13 protein-coding genes and 3 pseudogenes are annotated in these 18315 nt (G+C 73.2%); 8 read left to right on the top strand and 8 right to left on the bottom strand.

Annotated elements, in window-relative coordinates; translation table 11 throughout:
* Positions 1 to 165: 165 nt before the first annotated feature.
* The gene (locus tag ACZ7HQ_RS38895) at positions 166 to 513 is read left to right on the top strand and encodes a DUF488 domain-containing protein (protein WP_471000365.1); all 348 of its coding nucleotides are present in this window, start codon (positions 166 to 168) and stop codon (positions 511 to 513) included.
* Positions 514 to 516: 3 nt separating this feature from the next.
* Here ACZ7HQ_RS38895 and ACZ7HQ_RS38900 read toward each other — a convergent pair whose 3' ends face one another.
* The gene (locus tag ACZ7HQ_RS38900) at positions 517 to 2190 is read right to left on the bottom strand and encodes an FAD-binding dehydrogenase (protein ID WP_471000368.1); all 1674 of its coding nucleotides are present in this window, start codon (positions 2188 to 2190) and stop codon (positions 517 to 519) included.
* A gap of 26 nt (positions 2191 to 2216) precedes the next feature.
* Positions 2217 to 2843 carry a TetR/AcrR family transcriptional regulator gene (locus tag ACZ7HQ_RS38905; RefSeq protein WP_471000371.1) on the bottom strand — a complete coding sequence of 209 codons (627 nt, stop codon included), beginning with the start codon at positions 2841 to 2843 and terminating at the stop codon, positions 2217 to 2219.
* Positions 2844 to 2965: 122 nt separating this feature from the next.
* Between ACZ7HQ_RS38905 and ACZ7HQ_RS38910 the strand changes: the two genes are divergently transcribed.
* The 3 genes from ACZ7HQ_RS38910 (at position 2966) to ACZ7HQ_RS38920 (ending at position 5701) form a co-directional block, all read left to right on the top strand.
* Positions 2966 to 3595: an alpha-ketoglutarate-dependent dioxygenase AlkB gene (locus ACZ7HQ_RS38910; protein ID WP_471000375.1), complete on the top strand. Its 630-nt coding sequence runs from the start codon at positions 2966 to 2968 to the stop codon at positions 3593 to 3595.
* A gap of 85 nt (positions 3596 to 3680) precedes the next feature.
* Complete coding sequence (locus ACZ7HQ_RS38915) at positions 3681 to 4427, top strand: MBL fold metallo-hydrolase (protein WP_471000378.1); 747 nt, start codon at positions 3681 to 3683, stop codon at positions 4425 to 4427.
* A gap of 53 nt (positions 4428 to 4480) precedes the next feature.
* A complete protein-coding gene (locus tag ACZ7HQ_RS38920; protein ID WP_471000380.1) occupies positions 4481 to 5701 on the top strand; it encodes a DUF4032 domain-containing protein in 1221 nt (406 codons plus the stop codon).
* A gap of 1 nt (position 5702) precedes the next feature.
* Here ACZ7HQ_RS38920 and ACZ7HQ_RS38925 read toward each other — a convergent pair whose 3' ends face one another.
* On the bottom strand, positions 5703 to 6569 hold the full coding sequence (locus ACZ7HQ_RS38925) for a universal stress protein (protein WP_471000383.1): 867 nt from the start codon (positions 6567 to 6569) through the stop codon (positions 5703 to 5705).
* Positions 6570 to 6781: 212 nt separating this feature from the next.
* On the opposite strand from ACZ7HQ_RS38925, the gene ACZ7HQ_RS38930 reads away from it, so the two are divergent.
* Genes ACZ7HQ_RS38930 through ACZ7HQ_RS38945 form a run of 4 tightly spaced genes read left to right on the top strand, consistent with a single transcriptional unit; the run spans position 6782 to position 13277 of the window.
* Positions 6782 to 8458, top strand: coding sequence for an NAD(P)/FAD-dependent oxidoreductase (locus tag ACZ7HQ_RS38930; RefSeq protein WP_471000386.1), 1677 nt, complete (start codon positions 6782 to 6784; stop codon positions 8456 to 8458).
* Positions 8455 to 9915, top strand: a complete 1461-nt coding sequence (locus tag ACZ7HQ_RS38935) for an ATP-binding protein (RefSeq protein WP_471000389.1) — start codon at positions 8455 to 8457, stop codon at positions 9913 to 9915. Before ACZ7HQ_RS38930 ends, ACZ7HQ_RS38935 begins: the two co-directional genes overlap by 4 nt.
* Positions 9912 to 10265, top strand: a complete 354-nt coding sequence (locus ACZ7HQ_RS38940; RefSeq protein ID WP_471000392.1) for a UBP-type zinc finger domain-containing protein — start codon at positions 9912 to 9914, stop codon at positions 10263 to 10265. Before ACZ7HQ_RS38935 ends, ACZ7HQ_RS38940 begins: the two co-directional genes overlap by 4 nt.
* A 45-nt stretch (positions 10266 to 10310) precedes the next feature.
* Positions 10311 to 13277: an ATP-binding protein gene (locus ACZ7HQ_RS38945; protein WP_471000395.1), complete on the top strand. Its 2967-nt coding sequence runs from the start codon at positions 10311 to 10313 to the stop codon at positions 13275 to 13277.
* 16 nt (positions 13278 to 13293) lie between these two features.
* Here ACZ7HQ_RS38945 and ACZ7HQ_RS38950 read toward each other — a convergent pair whose 3' ends face one another.
* The 5 genes and pseudogenes from ACZ7HQ_RS38950 to ACZ7HQ_RS38970 form a co-directional block, all read right to left on the bottom strand.
* On the bottom strand, positions 13294 to 14511 hold the full coding sequence (locus tag ACZ7HQ_RS38950) for an SGNH/GDSL hydrolase family protein (RefSeq protein WP_471000398.1): 1218 nt from the start codon (positions 14509 to 14511) through the stop codon (positions 13294 to 13296).
* Positions 14508 to 15377 (bottom strand): annotated as a pseudogene (locus tag ACZ7HQ_RS38955) (glycosyl hydrolase family 95 catalytic domain-containing protein); the annotation flags it as partial. The gene ACZ7HQ_RS38950 and the pseudogene ACZ7HQ_RS38955, both read right to left, overlap by 4 nt.
* A gap of 118 nt (positions 15378 to 15495) precedes the next feature.
* Positions 15496 to 15798, bottom strand: a pseudogene (locus ACZ7HQ_RS38960) (hypothetical protein); the annotation flags it as partial.
* A pseudogene (locus ACZ7HQ_RS38965) lies at positions 15708 to 16242 on the bottom strand (carbohydrate-binding protein); the annotation flags it as partial. The pseudogenes ACZ7HQ_RS38965 and ACZ7HQ_RS38960, both read right to left, overlap by 91 nt.
* Before the next feature lie 132 nt (positions 16243 to 16374).
* A complete protein-coding gene (locus ACZ7HQ_RS38970; protein ID WP_471000401.1) occupies positions 16375 to 18162 on the bottom strand; it encodes a M4 family metallopeptidase in 1788 nt (595 codons plus the stop codon).
* Positions 18163 to 18315: the final 153 nt, after the last annotated feature.

The raw sequence follows: 18315 nt of genomic DNA on the forward strand, positions 1-18315 counted from the left end.
CTCCTCGGGAGGTGGCTGGTGATCGGCTGGCCGACAGACTAGGGGCGGCAGGGCCCGGGACTCCCTCTCCTTCCGGTCAAGTCTCGTCGCGTCGCCACCCGGCGGACCGCGGGCCGCCGGGTTACGCTCGCGTCACCGTCCGCCGTCCCCGAGGGAGTGACGACCGTGAGCGTGCGCCTGCGCCGGATCTACGACGCGCCCGAGCCCGACGACGGTCTGCGCGTGCTGGTCGACCGGTTGTGGCCGCGCGGCCTCGCCAAGGACGAGGCGCACGTCGACGAGTGGCCCAAGAAGATCACGCCGTCGACCGAGCTGCGCCAGTGGTACCACGGCGGCGGCTCGTACGAGGAGTTCCGCAGCCGCTACGAGGCGGAACTCGACGCCCCCGAGGCCGCCGAGCTGGTCGACGGCCTGCGAAAGGCGGCCCGCAGCAAGCGCGTGACCCTGCTGACCGCGTCCAAGGCGCCGGAGCGGAGCCACGCGCAGGTGCTGCTGGAGCTGCTGAAGGGCTGAGCCTCAGCCCGTGTGCCGGGCCGCGTGCCGGCCGGCGGCCCGGCCGGAGAAGAGGCAGCCGCCGAGGAAGGTGCCCTCCAGCGCGTTGTAGCCGTGCACCCCGCCACCGCCGAAGCCGGCCACCTCGCCCGCCGCGTACAGCCCCTCGATCGGCGTGCCGTCTGCGGCCAGGGCGCGGGAGTCGAGGTCGGTCTGGATGCCGCCGAGGGTCTTGCGGGTCAGCACGTGCATGCGGACGCCGATGAGGGGGCCCGCGGCCGGGTCGAGGAGCCGGTGCGGGGAGGCGACCCGGCCGAGCCGGTCGCCGATGTAGCGGCGGGCGTTGTGGATGCCCTGGACCTGGGAGTCCTTGCTGTAGGGGTGGGTGATCTGCAGGTCGCGGGCCTCGATCTGGCGGCGTACCTCGGCCGCGTCCAGGAGCGGCTTGTCGGTGAGGGCGTTCATCCTGGCGACCAGCTGCTCCAGGTTGCCCGCGGTCACGAAGTCCGCGCCCTTGTCGAGGAAGGCCTGCACCGGAGCGGGGGCGCCCCTGCCGAGCAGCCGGTCGCGCAGCACGGCCCCCCGGTCCTTGGCGGTGATGTCGGGGTTCTGCTCGGAGCCGGAGAGCGCGAACTCCTTCTCGATGATCTTCCGGGTGAGGATGAACCAGGAGTGGTCGTAACCGGCGATGTCCTCGGTGGTGCGCAGGTACCTGAGGGTGCTGAGGGTGTCGTATCCCGGCAGGCAGGGGTCGGGCAGCCGGCGGCCGAGGGCGTCCAGCCAGACGGAGGACGGGCCGGGCAGGATGCGGATGCCGTGGCCGGGCCAGATCGGGTCCCAGTTCTGCAGGCCCTCGGTGTAGTGCCACATGCGGTCCCGGTTGACCAGCCGGACGCCGGCCTCGGCGCTGATGTCGAGCATGCGCCCGTCGACGTAGGCGGGGACGCCGGTGACCATCCGGGCCGGCGGGGTGCCGAGCCGGGCGGGCCAGTGGCGGCGGACGATGTCGTGGTCGGCGCCGATGCCGCCGGTGGTGACGACGACCGCCTGGGCGGTGAGTTCGAAGTCCGCGACGCGGTCGCGGTTGGAGGCGACGCCGCGCGGTGAGCGGTCCTCGGCGAGGACGGTGCCGCGCACCCCGCGTGCCGTGCCGTCCGTGAGGAGCAGCTCGTCGACCCGGTGGCGGTGGTGGAAGGTCAGCAGTCCGTCCCGGGCGGCCTGGCGGGCGTGTGTCACGAACGGCTCGACCACGCCGGTGCCGGTGCCCCAGGCGATGTGGAAGCGGGGTACGGAGTTGCCGTGCCCGCCCGCCCTGAGGTCGCCGCGCTCGGCCCAGCCGACGGTCGGCAGCAGCTCGATGCCGTGTCCCTTCAGCCAGGACCGCTTCTCGCCGGCCGCGAACTCGACGTAGGCGCGGGCCCAGCGCACCGCCCAGGAGTCCTCGTCGTCGAGCCGGTCGAACCCCGCGCTGCCCTGCCAGTCGTTCCAGGCGAGGTCGAAGGAGTCCTTGATGCCGAGGCGGCGCTGCTCCGGGGAGCCGACGAGGAAGAGCCCGCCGAAGGACCAGAACGCCTGGCCGCCGAGGTTGGCGGCGTTCTCCTGGTCCACGAGGGCCACCCGGCGGCCCCGGCTGGTGAGCTCGTGCGCCGCGACCAGGCCGGCGAGGCCCGCTCCGACGACGATGACGTCCGCGTCCATCGTGAGTGTGTCCTTCCTGAGGGTCCTCATACGGGTCGTGCCGGGGGTGTGCCGTCCGTGAGCAGGGCGGTGAGCAGCTGTTTGAGCCAGGCCCGGGCCGCCTCGACGTCCTTGTCCAGCAGCAGCTGGACGGTGACGCCGTCGTACGCGGCGACCACGGCGTGCGCGGCGCCGTTCACGTCACCGAGCACCGCGGGTAGCGTGGTGTGGCCGCGGGCCCGCAGGAGCCGGTCGGCGACGGCCTCCCGCAGCCGGGCGCGGTGGTCGAGGAGGATCCGCGCGACCTCCGCGTCGCGGGCGGCGTGCACCAGGAAGTCGGTCTTGACCAGCAGCCAGTCCACGTCGAGCAGCAGCACCTCGGTGACCCGGTCCACGGCGGCCGGCACGTCGAGTCCGGGCCCGTCCTGGGCGAGCGCCTCGGCGACCTGGGAGGCGATCAGGTCGGCCCGCTCCTGGTAGAGCGCGAAGAACAGCTCGTCCAGCGTGGCGAAGTTCGAGTAGAAGGCGCCGCGGCTGAAGCCGGCCGCTTCGCAGAGCTCCTCGATGGACACGCGCCCGAAGCCCTTCGCCGCGAACACCTCGAACCCGGCTTCGAGCAGCCTGGCCCGGGTGTGGACCCGGCGCCGGGTGACGCGCCTCGGGGTGTCCTCCACCGCAGCACCTCCTTTGGATACAGGACTGTATCCAATACACCGGTGTATCGAAAGCTGCGGAACAGTCGTTCCTTCGGCAGATCAAGGGAACATGTTTTCGATTACGGAGTACGCTGGATCCCATGTCCACGCATCTGCAGGGCTCACTCTTCGACCAGACCGACGAGCTGCGGCTCGGCCCCCTCGACGGGCTTCGCCGGACCGAGCTGGGCGCCGGCGCCTGGATCGACGTACTGCCGGGATGGCTGAGCGGGGCCGCCGTCCTGTTCGAGCAGCTCGTGGCGGACGTGCCGTGGCGCGCGGAGCGCTGGAAGATGTACGACAACATGGTGGCCGTACCGCGCCTGCTGGCCCACTACTCGGCCGAGGACCCGCTCCCCCACCCGGTGCTCGACGAGGCGCGCGCCGCGTTGACCCGGCACTACGCCGAGGAGCTGGGCGAGCCGTTCACCACCGCCGGGCTGTGCTACTACCGCGACGGCCGGGACAGCGTGGCCTGGCACGGGGACCGGGGCGGGCGGGCCGCCCGCGAGGACACCATGGTCGCGATCCTCTCCGTCGGCGCACCCCGGGACCTGCTGCTGCGCCCGGCCGGCAAAGGCGGCACCACGGTGCGGCGGCCGCTCGGGCACGGCGACCTGATCGTGATGGGCGGCTCCTGCCAGCGCACCTGGGAACACTGCGTACCGAAGACCGCCCGGGCCGTGGGGCCCCGCATAAGCATCCAGTTCCGGCCGCACGGCGTGCACTGACACGTCCGGCCACCCCCTTGCGCGGGGCGGTGGCCGATCTGGTTGGCTGTGCGCGACGATCAGCAGCGCAGGGCTTGGGGAGATCATGCGGGCAGAGGTACGCCAGGTCGCCGACGGCATCTATCTGGTGCACGGCAACAACGTCAACTGGGTCATCCTCAAGGACGGCGACGCCGTCACGCTGGTGGACACCGGGTACCCCGGAGACCGGCAGGGGTTGCTGGAGTCCCTTGCGCAGGTGGGCAGTTCACCGGAGGCGGTCGCCGCCGTACTGATCACCCACGCGCACAACGACCACCTGGGCTCGGCCGAGTACCTGCGCGCCACCCACGGCACCCCGGTGTACCTGCACCCCGCGGAAGTCCCGCACGCCCGCCGCGACTTCCTGCAGCAGGCCACCATCGGCGACGTCGTACGCAACGCCTGGCGGCCGGGTGTCCTGCCCTGGGCGGTGCACGTCATCCGCGCGGGCGGCACCGACCACAACCCCGTCACCGCGCCCGAGCCGTTCCCGGACGAGGGCCCGCTCGACCTGCCCGGCCGGCCCGTCCCCGTGCACACCCCCGGCCACACCGACGGCCACTGCGTCTACCACCTGCCGGAGGCGGGGATCGTCATCTCCGGGGACGCGCTGGTCAGCGGGCACGCGACCTCGCGGGTCAAGGGCCCGCAGATCCTGCACGACTTCTTCCACCACGAGCGTCCCCGGGTCGTGGCCTCCCTGGACCTGATCGGGGCACTCGACGGCGACATCCTGCTGCCGGGACACGGGCCGGTGCACCGCGGTCCGGTGCGCGCGGCGGCCGAGCTGGCCCGGGACCGGGCCTCCTAGAACCCGGCACCGGGCCTCCTGGAACGCCCGGGCGCGGCCTTAGGGTTCGTGCCATGGCCTTGCAGATCAGCGCCACGAACCCGGAGCACCCCGCGCTCCTGCTCGCCCTGCCCTGGGACGTGCCCCTGGAGGAGTGGCCCGAGGAGTACCTCGTACCGCTCCCCCGGGGCATCTCCCGGCACGTCGTGCGATACGCGCACGCCGGGGACGAGGTGATCGCCGTCAAGGAGCTGGCCGAGCGGCCCGCGCTGCGCGAGTACGGGCTGCTGCGCGACCTCGACCGGCTCGGCATCCCCGCCGTCGACCCCCTCGCGGTGGTCACCGGCCGCACCGACCGCTCGGGCGGCCCACTGGAACCGGTCCTGATCACCCGTCATCTGCGCGGCTCGATGCCCTACCGCTCGATGTTCGAGACGACCATGCGCCCGGCGACCATGCACCGCCTGATGGACGCGCTCGCCGTGCTGCTGGTCCGCCTCCACCTGGCCGGGTTCGCCTGGGGCGACTGCTCCCTGTCCAACACCCTCTTCCGGCGGGACGCGGGCGCCTACGCCGCCTACCTGGTCGACGCCGAGACCGGTGACCTGCACCCCCGGCTGAGCCCCGGGCAGCGGGAGTACGACCTCGATCTGGCCCGGGTGAACATCAGCGGGGAGCTGCTCGACCTGGAGGCGTCCGGGGCGCTGCACCCGTCCGTCGACCCGGTGGAGTTCGGGCACGAGATCTGCACCCGGTACCAGGGCCTGTGGCAGGAGCTGACCCGCACGTCCGTGTATCCGGCCGGCAAGTACCACTACATAGAACGCCGGATCCGCCGCCTGAACGACCTCGGCTTCGACGTGGCCGAGATGCAGATCGAGCACTCCGCGGGCGGCGACACGGTCACCTTCGTGCCCAAGGTCGTCGACGCCGGGCACCACCAGCGCCAGTTGCTGCGGCTGACCGGCCTGGACGCCGAGGAGAACCAGGCCCGGCGGCTGCTGAACGACCTGGAGAGCTGGATGGCCACCCAGGACGACCACGCGCCCGGCGACCCCCTCGCCGCCCGCCCCGAGGTGCTGGCCCACCGCTGGGTGCGCGAGGTCTTCCGGCCCACCGTGCGGGCCGTACCGCCCGGGCTGCGCGGCTCCATGGACCCGGCCGAGATCTACCACGAACTCCTCGAACACCGTTGGTACCTGTCCGAGCGCGCCCAGCACGACATGGGCCTCGACACCGCCGTCAGGGACTACATCGAGAACGTCCTGCCCGGGGCACGGGCCGCCCTGGAGTAGCTCAGCCGTGCGGGACGACGGCCACCGGGCAGTCGGCGTGGTGCAGCATCCCGTGTGCGACCGAGCCGATGCGGGCGCCCACCGCCGTACGGTGCGACCGGCGCCCGACGACCATCAGCTGGGCCCGGCCGGCCACCGACAGCAGCACCTGCCCCGCGCTGCCCATCTCCACGTGCTCGGCCACGGGGACGCCGGGGAACCGCTCCCGCCACGGCCGGAGCGCCTCGGTCAGGGCCTGCTGCTCGCAGGGCTCCAGACCGCCCGCGTCGTCGAGGAGCTTGAGCGAGCCGGGGCTGTAGGCGAAGACCGGCGGCAGGGTCCACGCCCGTACGGCCCGTACGGTCGCACCGCGAGCGGCCGCCGTCTCGAACGCGAAGCGCAGCGTTGCCGCGCTGTCCTCGGGATCGCCGTGCTGACCGACGACGACGTCCCGCCCGGCGGCCTCCGCCGTCGGCTGGTCCCCCGCGCGCACCAGGACCACCGGACGGGTCGCCTCGGCGATCACCTGGCGGCCCACCGAGCCCAGCAGGAAGCCGAGCACCGGTCCGTGCCCGCGCGAGCCCAGCACCAGCATCTCCGCCTCGGCCGCCGCGCCGGCCAGCGCGTGCACGGGCTCGGCCTCGACCACCTCCACGCTCACCTCCAGCGCCGGATGCCGCTGGGAGACGGCGCGCACGGCCTCCGCCACACCCTGCGACACCCAGCCGTGCTGGGTGTCCCGGTCGGCGGCGGCGAGCGCCTCGGCGTAGCGCCAGGCGTGCACCACGCGCAGGGGCAGGCCGCGGCGCACGGCCTCCCGCCCGGCCCAGTCCAGCGCGGCCAGGCTCTCCTCCGTACCGTCCACCCCTGCCGTGATCGGCCGCGTCATGCGTGCGCCTCCTCGTCCTCGCCGCTCCCTCGTGGTGCTGCTGCCCACTATCGGGCACCTTCGCGCACCGGCAGGGAGCGGCGTCCGGGTCGATCGGGCGGCCTGCGGTATCCCAGCGCGTACCCGGGCGATCGAACATACGATGGCTGGGAACCGGTGCGGTGGTCGCCACGACACCGGCCCGTGGAACCAACGCTCGGGGTGGGAGACGTATGGCACAGGCCGCCGACGCAGCGCGGACCGTCATCCTGACCGTGGACGACGACCCCGGGGTCTCCCGCGCCGTCGCCCGCGATCTGCGGCGGCGCTACGGCGAGTCGTACCGGATCGTGCGCGCGGAGTCCGGTCCGTCCGCCCTCGACGCCCTGCGCGAGCTGAAGCTGCGCGGTGACCTGGTCGCCGTGATCCTGGCCGACTACCGCATGCCGCAGATGAACGGCATCGAGTTCCTGGAGCAGGCACTCGACGTCTATCCGGGGGCGCGGCGGGTGCTGCTGACCGCGTACGCGGACACCAACGCGGCGATCGACGCGATCAACGTCGTCGACCTGGACCACTATCTGCTCAAGCCCTGGGACCCGCCGGAGGAGAAGCTCTACCCGGTCCTGGACGACCTGCTGCAGGCCTGGCGCTCCAGCGCCTACAAGCCGGTGCCCAGCACCAAGGTCGTCGGGCACCGCTGGTCGGCCCGGTCGTCGGACGTGCGCGAGTTCCTGGCCCGCAACCAGGTGCCGTACCGCTGGTACTCGGTGGAGGAGCCGGAGGGCCGGCGGCTGCTGGCGGCCGCGGGGCAGGACGGGCAGCGGCTGCCGCTGGTGATCACTCCGGACGGCGCCGCGCTGGTCGAGCCGGAGGCGCCGGAGCTGGCGGCACGGGTGGGCCTCGCCACGACCCCGACGGCCGACTTCTACGACCTCATCGTGATCGGCGGCGGGCCGGCCGGGCTCGGCGCGGCCGTGTACGGGGCGTCCGAGGGCCTTCGGACCGTGCTCGTGGAGCGGTCGGCGACCGGCGGGCAGGCCGGGCAGAGCTCCCGGATCGAGAACTACCTGGGATTCCCCGACGGCGTCTCCGGCGCCCAGCTCACCGACCGGGCGCGGCGCCAGGCGGCCAAGTTCGGCGCCGAGATCCTGAGCGCCCGTGAGGTGACGGGTCTGGAGGCCAACGGCGCCGCCCGGGTCGTACGGTTCGCGGACGGCTCGGCGATCGCCGCACACAGCGTGATCCTCGCGACCGGGGTGCAGTACCGGCAGCTGGAGGCCACCGGCTGCAACGATCTGACCGGCTGCGGGGTGTTCTACGGCTCGGCGCTGACCGAGGCGGCCTCCTGTCAGGGTCAGGACATCTACATCGTCGGCGGCGCCAACTCGGCCGGCCAGGCGGCGATGTACCTGTCCCGGGGCGCGAAGTCGGTGACGCTGCTGGTGCGCGGCCCCGACCTGTCGGCCTCGATGTCGCACTACCTGATCCAGCAGATCAACGAGGCGCCGAACATATCGGTGCGCCCGCACACGGTCGTGGACGCGGCGCACGGCTCGGACCACCTGGAACAGCTGACGCTGCGGCACACCGTGACCGGGGAGAGCGAACGGGTCGACGCGCAGTGGATGTTCGTGTTCATCGGCGCCGCCCCGCTGACCGACTGGCTGGGCGACGCGGTGCTGCGCGACGAGCGCGGGTTCATCCTGGCCGGGCCCGATCTGACCGCCGACGGGCGGCCGCCGGACGGCTGGGAGCTGGACCGGCCGCCGTACCACCTGGAGACCAGCGTCCCGGGTGTGTTCGTGGCGGGTGACGCGCGGGCCGAGTCCGCGAAGCGGGTCGCGTCCGCCGTGGGAGAGGGTGCCATGGCCGTGATGCTCGTCCACCGGTATCTGGAGCAGTCATGAGCGGTCGGATCATGCCGTGCAGCCCCCGGGAGATCAGCTCGCTCTTCCTCTTCGAGAAGCTGGCTCCGGAGCAGCTGGGGCGGTTGTGCAGCGAAGGACGGGTGGAGCTGTTCGAGCCGGGCCCGGTGTACACCGAGGGCGACCCCGCCACCTGCTTCTTCGTGATGATCGAGGGCACGGTGGTGCTCTCCCGACGGGTCGCCGGCGACGACGTGGAGGTCACCCGCACCTCGCAGCGCGGCGTGTACGCAGGCGCGATGCAGGCCTACCTCGGCGACCGGGTGCGGCAGGTCTACAACAACTCGATGCGGGTGACCGAGCCGACGCGGTTCTTCGTGCTGCCGGCGGACATCTTCGCGGACGTCATGACCGAGTGGTTCCCGATGGCCGTGCACCTGCTGGAGGGCCTGTTCTTCGGGTCGAAGAACACCCAGGCGGCGATCGGCCAGCGGGAACGGCTGCTGGCGCTCGGCTCGCTGTCGGCGGGGCTGACGCACGAGCTGAACAACCCGGCGGCAGCAGCGGTCCGGGCCACCGCGACCCTGCGCGAGCGGGTCGCGAAGATGCGGCGCAAGCTCGCGGTGATCGCCGAGGGGCCCTTCTCCCGTGACGCGCTGGCGGGCCTGGTCGAGATTCAGGAGCGTACCGCGGAGCGGGTGGCGAAGGCGCCCGTACTCAGCCCGCTGGAGGCCAGCGACCGGGAGGACACGCTCACCGACTGGCTGGAGGACCACGGCATCGACCACGGCTGGCAGCTGGCACCGACCTTCGTGCAGGCCGGGCTCGACGTCGACTGGCTGGAGCAGGTCGCGGCGGCGGTGGACGAGGAGATCCTGCCGGGCGCGGTCGGCTGGCTCAACTACACCATCGAGACCGAGCTGTTGATGAACGAGATCGAGGACTCCACCACCCGGATCTCGCACCTCGTCGACGCGGCCAAGCAGTACTCGCAGCTGGACCGGGCCCCGTACCGGGTGGTGGACGTGCACGAACTCCTCGACAGCACCCTGCTGATGCTGTCCGGCAAGAGGGGTCCCGGCATCAAGGTCGTCAAGGAGTACGACCGCACGGTCCCGCCGGTGCCCGCGTACCCGGCGGAGCTGAACCAGGTGTGGACGAACCTGATCGACAACGCGGTGTCGGCCATGAACGGCGCAGGCGGCGAGGGCACGCTGACCGTGCGGACCGGGCTCGACCACGAGCGGCTGCTGGTGGAGTTCCGGGACACCGGGCCGGGCATCCCGGCCGAGATCAAGGACCGGATCTTCGACCCGTTCTTCACCACGAAACCGGTCGGCGAGGGCACCGGACTCGGCCTGGACATCTCCTGGCGCATCGTCGTCAACAAGCACCACGGCACCCTGCGCGTGGACTCGGTGCCCGGCGACACCCGCTTCCAGGTGCTGCTGCCGCTGACCGCCGAGACACCGGCGGAGGAAGTGGAGGAATCGGTATGAGCACGGTGGACGGAGTCGACCCGGGCGTCCCGCCGAGCGGTCCGGGATGTGTGGAGTGCGAGGAGGCCCGGGGCTGGTGGTTCCATCTGCGCAGGTGCGCGCAGTGCGGGCACATCGGCTGCTGCGACGACTCCCCCGCGAAACACGCCACCGCGCATTATCACGCCACGGGCCATCCGGTGATCCAGAGCTTCGAACCGGGCGAGGAGTGGTTCTGGAACTACGCCAGTGGCGAGCTGTACACCTCGGGTCCCGAACTGGCCCCGCCCCACAGCCACCCCAGCGATCAGTCCGTGCCGGGCCCCGCCGGACGGGTGCCGGTGAACTGGGCGGAGACGCTGCGGGGTTGAGCGCCCGGCGAGGCCGCTGTCGGTCCCGCGTGCCAGGATGGGGGCGTGTCGCAGATCGTTTTCAGCGCGCCGCCGTTGATCGGGCGGGACGAGGAACTGGCCCGGCTCATGGGCGTGCTGGAGCGTGCCCGGGGCGGCGCGGCGCGGGGCGTGCTGGTCGCCGGGGACGCGGGCGTCGGCAAGACACGGCTCCTGGAGGAGGTCGCCGGGCGGGCGGCCCGGGCGGGCACGACCGTGGTCACCGGCCACTGCGTGGACCTCGGCGACGTCGGTCTGCCGTACCTGCCGTTCACCGAGATCCTCGGCGCGCTCGCCGCGGACGAGCGCCTCACGGCCGTGCTGGCCGGGCATCCGGCGGTGGACCGGCTGCTGGGCGCGGGCTCCGACCCGGCGGCCGGCCCGGACGGGCGGCTGCGGCTGTTCGAGGACGTCGCCGGGCTGCTGGCCGAACTGGCCGCCGCCACACCGCTGCTGCTGGTCGTGGAGGACCTGCACTGGGCCGACCAGTCCTCCCGGGACCTGCTGCGTTTCCTGCTCAGCCGGGGCGTGCTGCACCAGCCCGGCGGCGGCGCCCCCGACCGGCGCCTCGCGGTCCTCGCGTCGTACCGGGCGGACGATCTGCACCGCCGTCACCCCTTGCGCCCGCTGCTGGCCGAACTGGTCCGGCTGCCGGCCGTGGAGCGGCTGGAGCTGCGGCCGCTGGCCGATCCGGAGGTCGCGCGGCTGGTGCGGGCCCTGGAGGACCGCCCGCTGCCCGAGGCCGTCGTGCGCGGCATCGTGGACCGCGCGGAGGGAAACGCGTTCTACGCGCAGGAGTTGTTCGCGGCGGCCGGCACAGACGCCGGCGGGGTGCCCAGCGGGCTGGCGGACCTGCTGCTCATCCGGGTCGAGCAGCTGCCCGAGACGGCTCAGCAGGTACTGCGGACCGCCGCCGTGGCCGGCCGCCGGGTGGAGCACGACCTGCTGCGGGAGGCCGCCGGGCTCCCCGAGGACGAGCTGGAGGCGGCGTTGCGCGAGGCCGTCGGACGGCAACTGCTCGTCCCCGGGGACCGCGACACCTACGCCTTCCGGCACGCCCTGACCCGCGAGGCGGTCTACGCCGATCTGCTGCCGGGCGAGCGGTCCCGGCTGCACGGCGCGTACGCCCGACTGCTCACCGCCCGCGGCCGCGCCCCGGAGACGGCCGCCGAGCGCGCCCACCACAGCCGGGAGAGCCATGACCTGCCCGGGGCGCTCGCCGCCTGTCTGGAGGCGGCCGACCACGCCCGGCGGCTGGGGGCGCCGGCCGAGGAGCTGCGGCACCTGGAGACGGCGCTGGACCTGTGGCCGGCGGTGCCGTCCGAGGCACGGCCGAGCGCCGACGGGGTCGCCCCCGTCACGCTGACGCTGCGGGCCTCGGCAGCGGCCGCGCGGGCCGGGGACGCTCATCGGGCGGTCTCCCTCACCCGGGCCGCGCTCGCCGAGGTCGGCCAGGACGCCGACTCCGCGCTCGCCGCCCGGATCCGCTACACCCTCGCCGGCAACCTGCTCACCGTGGACCGGTTGCGGGCCGCCTTCCGGTACAGCAGCGAGGCGCTGGCGCTGATCCCCGCCGAGCCGCCCTCGCGGACCTGGGTGTGGGCGGCGGCCACCCATGTGATGGCGGCCCGTCAGCTGGGCGCGGACGAGACGGCGCTGAGCATCGCCCGGCGCGCCCTGCGCGTCGCGGAGGAGCTGGGCATGGCCGACGCCCAGGCCGATCTGCTGATCACGCTGGCCACTCTCGAAGGCGACGGCCGGCGTTCGGCGGAGGGCCGCGAGAAGCTGCGGCGGGCCCGGGAACTGGCGCGGTCGGCCGGGCACGGGCCGGTGGAGATGCGCGCGCTGTTCAACCTGGCCATCAGCCGGCTGGAGGCCGGCGATCCCGAGGCCTGTCTGCCCCTGCTCGCCGAGGGGCTGGAGCGGGCCCGCCGGACCGGACTGCTGTCCTCACCGTATCCCCTGGAGATGCGGTACCTGCGGCTGTTGGTCCTCCACACGCTCGGCCGGTGGGACGAGTGCCTGCGCGCGGCGGCCGAGGCAGCGGCCGCCCTGCCCGCCACGGGCGCCTTCGTGGCGGGCCCCGCACTGTACGTGGCGGTGGCCCGTGGCGACGTTGGGGCCGCCGAGCGGGCCGAGGCCCTGCTGCAGGGCCCGTTCACATGGATGGGCACGCTGGTCGCGGGCATCGCCCTGACCGACGCCGCCTCGCAGGGCTGCGACCCGGAAGGGGCCGTGCAGCGGATGCGGGCGGCGCTCACCGCACTGGCCGACGACTCGGGGCGACGGCCCGACGTCACCGTCCGGCTCGCCGCGCTCTGCCTCGCGGCGGTGGCCGACCGGACCGTGGAGCTGCGGCGTGCCGGGGACGCGCCGGCGGTGCGCCACTGGGCGGACACCGCCACCGAGCTGGTGGAACAGGCGCGGGCCTCCGCCGCGCGGGACGAGGAGGGCCGTCCCCAGGGCCCTGAGGGACAGGCCTGGCTGGCCCGCGCCGAGGCGGAGTGGGTGACGGCCGTGTCCGGCCCCGATCCGGTGGCCTGGGAGAAGGCGGTCGCCGCGTTCGCGTACGGCGATGTGTACGAGCGGGCGCGCTGCCAGGTGCGGTACGCACAGGCGCTGCTGGCCGCCGGGCGGAGCGCGGAGGCGGTGGAACAGGCGCGCGAGGCGGCGGCGACGGCGACCGCGCTGGGCGCGGTCCCGCTGCTGGAGCGGATCGACGCGCTGACCCGCCGGGGCCGCCTCACCACCGCCGGCGCGGGTGAGGCGGCGGGCGCCGCAGCGCTGACCGCCCGGGAGCAGGACGTGCTGCGGCTGCTCGCCCGGGGCCGCAGCAACCGGCAGATCGGCGAGGAGTTGTTCATCAGCGGCAAGACGGCGAGCGTGCACGTGTCCAACATCCTGGCCAAGCTGGGCGCCGCGAGCCGTACGGAGGCGGTGGCGGTCGCCCATCGGCGGGGCCTGATCACGCCGGAGCCGACCGGGTCGGGATGACCCGGCCGGAGTGCGGTCAGCGGCCGCAGTCGAGGCTGTGGAGGTCGACGGTGTCGGCCAGTGCCCGCATGCCCTTGTCATTGGGGTGCAGGTGGTCGCCGCCGTCGAGGGACGGCAGCAGCCGCGCGGAGTCGTAGGGACTGCGCAGGGTGCGGTCGAAGTCGGCGACCGCGTCGAAGTCCTTGCCGGTGCGGATGTACTGGTTCACTTCCCGGCGTACGGCCTCGGCGGCGGGGTCCCATTCGGGCCAGCCCTCGAACGGGCCGACCGTGGCGGCGACCACGCACCTGCCCGCCGCGTGCACCCGCCGGGCGATCTGCCGGTACCCGGCGATCAGGTCCTGCGCGGTGACACCGGTGTGCGCCTTGAGGTCGTTCACCCCCTCGAAGAGGAAGACGGTGCGGACCCCGGGCAGGGACAGCACATCCCGGTCCAGCCGGTTCAGGGCGCTTGGCCCGGCGCCGTCCGCGAGCACCTTGTTGCCCGAGATGCCCTCGTCTGCCACGCCCCGCACGGGGGCGCGGGTGGTGTTCAGGCGCCGGGCGAGGTAGTCGGGCCAGCGGTGGTTCTCGTCGCTGGTGGACGCCCAGCCGTCGGTGATGGAGTCGCCGAGTGCGACCACGGCCCCGGTGGCAGCGCGGGACGGCCGTACGGACACGGCGTCGAGGTACCACCAGGAGCCGGTGGTCCGCCCCCAGTGGGCGCCGCTCTCCTCGGCGGTGTGGTCGCCCGGGCCGGTGTACGACGTCTGCATCGCCATCCAGTGGCCGGTCGCCGGGCCGGCCGCGTCGCGGGTGTGCAGGCTGACGGCCAGGTCGCTGCCGGCCGGCCAGGTGCCGGGCAGCGGGTCGCTCCAGGCGGCGGCGCCCTCGGGCACGGTGACCTTCCGGGCGCCGCCGAAGGTGAGCCGCCGGTTGCTGCCGGGCCGCAGTGCGGCGCCCCGGCCGCGCAGACCGGCGTAGGCACTGTCCAGGGTCAGCGGCCGGTCGCCGAAGGCGTTGGTGACGCGGACGCGCAGGCCGGTGCCGCCGACGCTGGTGTGCACGATCAGCCGGTAGCCCTGGCCGGGCGTGCCCTCGCCCATGCGGTCGGCGCTCGCCGCCCAGGTGACGACCCCGGAGGCGCGTTCGGCGGACGCCGGCACGGCGGCCGCCCTGGCGGGCGCGGACTGGCAGGCGACGGCCGTGAGCAGGGCGGCGGCGACGCGGCAGACGCGTCCGATCCGGCCGGTCATCGGCCGAGGTCCCGCAGCGTGACGGACCCGCCGGGTCGCATACGGACCGTGCGGGACGTGCCTGCGTATCCCACGGAGGTCATGGTCCCGCCGACGCTGCGGATGCGCACCTCGGTGGGTTTGCCGACCTTCCCGTGGAGATCGACGACGAATCCGCCGCGGGCCCCGGCCCCGGTCACCGGCCCGGCGGCAGCCCAGGCGTCCGGCAGGGCCGGCAGCAGTTCCAGCCGGCCGGGACGGGAGTACAGCAGCATCTCGGTCACGGCCGCCGGGGTGCCGAAGTTGGCGTCGATCTGGAAGGTGCCGCGGCCCTGCTCGGCCTGGCGGATGTCGAAGAGGTTGGGGGCCGTGCCGTTGCCGCCGTCCTCGGAGGGGCGCAGGTTGTTCACGACGAGCTGGTAGGCCTTGCCGGCGTTCTTCAGCCGGGCCCGGGACAGCGCGCGCCAGGCGTTGGCCCACCCGAAGCCGTCCATGCCGCGGGCGGTGAGCAGGGCGGTGGCGCCGGTGACGATGTCGGCGGGGGTGGAGCCGTCGGGGCGGATGCGGTCGCCGGGAAAGAGCCCGACGAGCGGGGACAGGTGTCGGTGGGTGGTCTCGCCGAGGTTGTCCGGGGACATCCACTCCTCCAGCCAGCCGGTCTTCGGGCTCACCACGGGCAGGTACAGCCGCTCGCGCAGGGCGCCGACGGTCGCCGCGTGGTCGGCGTGCCTGCCGAGTTCCGCGGCCGCCGTGCGGAAGTTGCCGAACAGCGCCCACACCAGTTCCTGAGCATAGGTGATGCCCTTGGCGTCGAGCGGGCCGTGTTCCGGTGACCAGTCGCTGTCGGCGACGAGGACCTCCCGGCCGCTGTCCGGCAGGGTGGTGGAGGAGGGTGAACGAGCCGAAGTCGTCGCGGTCGTAGGGGAACTGACCGTCGGCGTCGAGGGTGTCGTTGCGGCCGCCGGTCCACATCGTGGCGTCGGTGACGAGCAGGAGTTCCCGGCCGGGGTCGTTGGTGGCCAGGGCACCGAGCCGCCCGTTGCCGACGGGCAGCTCCTGCGTGATCAGCGAGCGCTTGTCGGCGGGTGCCCGCCACCACAGGTGGTGGCGGGAGTCGGCCGCGGGGGCCGCTGCGGGGCGGCGGTGGCGGTGAAGGCGGGCAGGGAGGCGAGGGCTCCGGTGGCGGCGGCGAGGGCGAGAACATCGCGTCTGCCGGGGGGGCCGTAGTCCGTACCGCCGACGAAGGTGACGGTGTTGGCCCCGGCCTTCAGGGTCACCGGCACGCTCACCGTCTCGACGGTCCCCCAGTCACCGTCGACGGGAACCTGTGGCGGACGGCAGCACCGGAGTCGGCCGAGACGTTCACGGCGCGGGCGTCACCGCTGATGTACGCGACCTTGATCAGATAGGTGCCGGCCCGTTTCACGATGTCGTTGAAGCGGAGCGCACCGCCGCGGTAGAGGTTGCCGGCCTTCTTGCCGCCGGAGCACGCGGCGCAGTCGGCGACGGACGCGTTGCCGCTGAGCGTGTTGGCGGCGGACCCGGCCTCGTAGCCGGTCGCGGACAGGGCGGCCCGTGCGGGGTGACGGTGAACAGGCGGGAGCCGTGGGCGGGCAGGGCCTCGGTGATCCTGTTCCGGTGGGAGCCGAGGTCCTCGCGGTTCCACAGGTCGCGCACGGACCCGTTGCCGGTGAAGCCGAGGGAGGAGAAGTCCGCGGTGACGGCGGCCGGGCTGTCGGCGAGGTTGAACAGGGGCTGCTACGGAGGCAGTTGGGGCACTCCATGTGTTCCGGGCATACGGGACAAGGACGCGGGCCCGGACATCCGCGCCCGCACATGCGGATGCCCCGCGCGGGGCGGGGCATCCGGTGGTGCGGCCGTGCGTCAGTGACGGTCGGCCGGCGTGTTGGCGGCGGTGACGTTGACCGCGGCCCACGCCTTGTCCACCGTCTTGTACTCGGTGCTGTTCGCGCCGTACAGGTCCTTGGCCGCCTTCAGCGTCGCGACGCGCGCGTCGTGGAAGTCGGTCGTGGAGACCATGTAGCGGGTGAGCGCCCGGTAGAAGATGGCGGTGGCCTTGGTGCGGCCGATGCCCTTGACCGTGGAGTGGTCGTAGGTGGGCGAGTCGTAGTTGACGCCGTTGATCGTCTTCTTGCCGCTGCCCTCGGCGAGGAGGTAGTAGGCGTGCGAGGAGACACCGGAACCGGCGTGCACCTCGGCGCCGTACACGGCAGGCGACCAGTAGTCGATCGTGCCCTCGAGCTTGTCCAGCGAGGGGTGGTCGAGGCGGCGCAGGAACTTCTGCGCGAGGCCCAGCTTCTCGCCGATCAGGTAGTCCGGCGTGTCCTTGGCGTTCTTGGCGTAGAACTCGACGTTGGAGCCGAAGATGTCCGCGAGGGACTCGTTCAGCGCGCCGGGCTCGCCGAACTGGTTGCCCTGGTCGTCGACGTGGGTCGGCTCCAGCTTGGCGGTGGCGTCCACCACGCCGTGGGTCAGCTCGTGACCGGTGACGTCGAGGACCACGAGCGGCTTCTTGAACATGTCGCCGTCGCCGTCGCCGTAGAGCATGCAGTTGCAGGTCGGGTCCCAGAAGGCGTTGGCGACCTTCTTGCCCCAGTGGACCATGCCCTGGGCGGCCTTGCTGTTGTTGGCTATGCCCTTGCGCCCGAAGGTGGACTTGTAGAAGTCCAGCGTCTTGGTGATGCCGTACTGGGCGTCCGCCGCGGCGCTGGCACGGTTGGCGGTCGTGCCGTTGCCCCACACGTTGGTCGTGCTGGTGAACTTCGTGCCCGAGCTGAACTTCTCGGTGTACGAGCCCTTGGCGTCGCGCGTCTCGGTGCCGTACCGGCTCGGGTCCTTGAGCTGGTAGTGGCCGCGCGAGGTCGCCGTGGTGGTCAGGCCGACGCTGCCCACGAAGAGGGTCTTGCCGGTGCCCTGGGCGGCCGAGGGGTAGCGCGTGGCGCCGGCGACATCGGAACCGAGCAGGCCGGCCGCCGGGGAGGCGGAGCCGATGCCGGTGGCCGGGTCGGCCGTCTCACCGTGCTTGCGCAGGCTCTCGATCAGCTTCGGCGACAGGAACTCGTCGCTGTCGGGGGTGTTGCTGCGCACCTTGCCGGTGACGGCGTCGACCACGACGGTGCTCGTGCCCTGCTGGTCGGTGACGGTCACCTGGTAGGCGAGGGCGGAGGAGCCGTCGCGCGCGTCGACGACGAGCTGGGCGCTGCCCGCGTCGCCCTTGGCGGCCTGGGCGGCCTTGGCGGCGGCCTGGTCCGCGGTCAGCTTGGCCTTGGTGGTGGCCGGCTTGACGTTGTGGTCGGCGGCGCGGGTCACGCCGGTGTAGGCCAGCTGGTGGTCGAGGTGGACGATGAGGTCACCGCCGAGCACGGGCATGCCGTCGTGCGTGCGGACGAACCGGACGTGCCGGGCGCCCTCGGGGTCGAGCATCACGTCCTGGGCGTGCAGTTCGTCGCCCTGGGAGACGCCGGTGGCCGAGGCGTGGGCGAAGGCCGCGGTGCGCGCCGCCTCCACCACCGCCGTGGCGTTCGTGGCGGTGGAGGCGGCGGACCGCTCCGCACCCGTGGAGGGGCCCGCGAAGGCCGTGCCGGCCAGGCCCGTGGCAGCCGTCGTCACCGCGATGGCGACGGCGACGCTGCGTATGTGCGGTCTACGCACTGATCAGGGTTCCTTCGTTCGAAGGCAGCCGGGATCACCAACCGCCTTGCGACGTGGCTCGATTGGACGCCACGAGGGCTGGTCGGGCCCTGAGGCGCAACCCTTGCGGATCAGTCATGTGCACGTAAAGGCGGAATGATCGATTTCGCGACC

This window comes from Streptomyces sp. NPDC037290 (genome assembly GCF_055603245.1).

What these genes read in the sequence shown, in the direction of transcription:
- ACZ7HQ_RS38900 (WP_471000368.1), bottom strand. Translation starts at nt 2,190, where the DNA reads ATGGACGCGGACGTCATCGTCGTCGGAGCGGGCCTCGCCGGCCTGGTC.
- ACZ7HQ_RS38910 (WP_471000375.1), top strand. Translation starts at nt 2,966, where the DNA reads ATGTCCACGCATCTGCAGGGCTCACTCTTCGACCAGACCGACGAGCTG.
- ACZ7HQ_RS38915 (WP_471000378.1), top strand. Translation starts at nt 3,681, where the DNA reads ATGCGGGCAGAGGTACGCCAGGTCGCCGACGGCATCTATCTGGTGCAC.
- ACZ7HQ_RS38920 (WP_471000380.1), top strand. Translation starts at nt 4,481, where the DNA reads ATGGCCTTGCAGATCAGCGCCACGAACCCGGAGCACCCCGCGCTCCTG.
- ACZ7HQ_RS38925 (WP_471000383.1), bottom strand. Translation starts at nt 6,569, where the DNA reads ATGACGCGGCCGATCACGGCAGGGGTGGACGGTACGGAGGAGAGCCTG.
- ACZ7HQ_RS38930 (WP_471000386.1), top strand. Translation starts at nt 6,782, where the DNA reads ATGGCACAGGCCGCCGACGCAGCGCGGACCGTCATCCTGACCGTGGAC.
- ACZ7HQ_RS38935 (WP_471000389.1), top strand. Translation starts at nt 8,455, where the DNA reads ATGAGCGGTCGGATCATGCCGTGCAGCCCCCGGGAGATCAGCTCGCTC.
- ACZ7HQ_RS38940 (WP_471000392.1), top strand. Translation starts at nt 9,912, where the DNA reads ATGAGCACGGTGGACGGAGTCGACCCGGGCGTCCCGCCGAGCGGTCCG.
- ACZ7HQ_RS38950 (WP_471000398.1), bottom strand. Translation starts at nt 14,511, where the DNA reads ATGACCGGCCGGATCGGACGCGTCTGCCGCGTCGCCGCCGCCCTGCTC.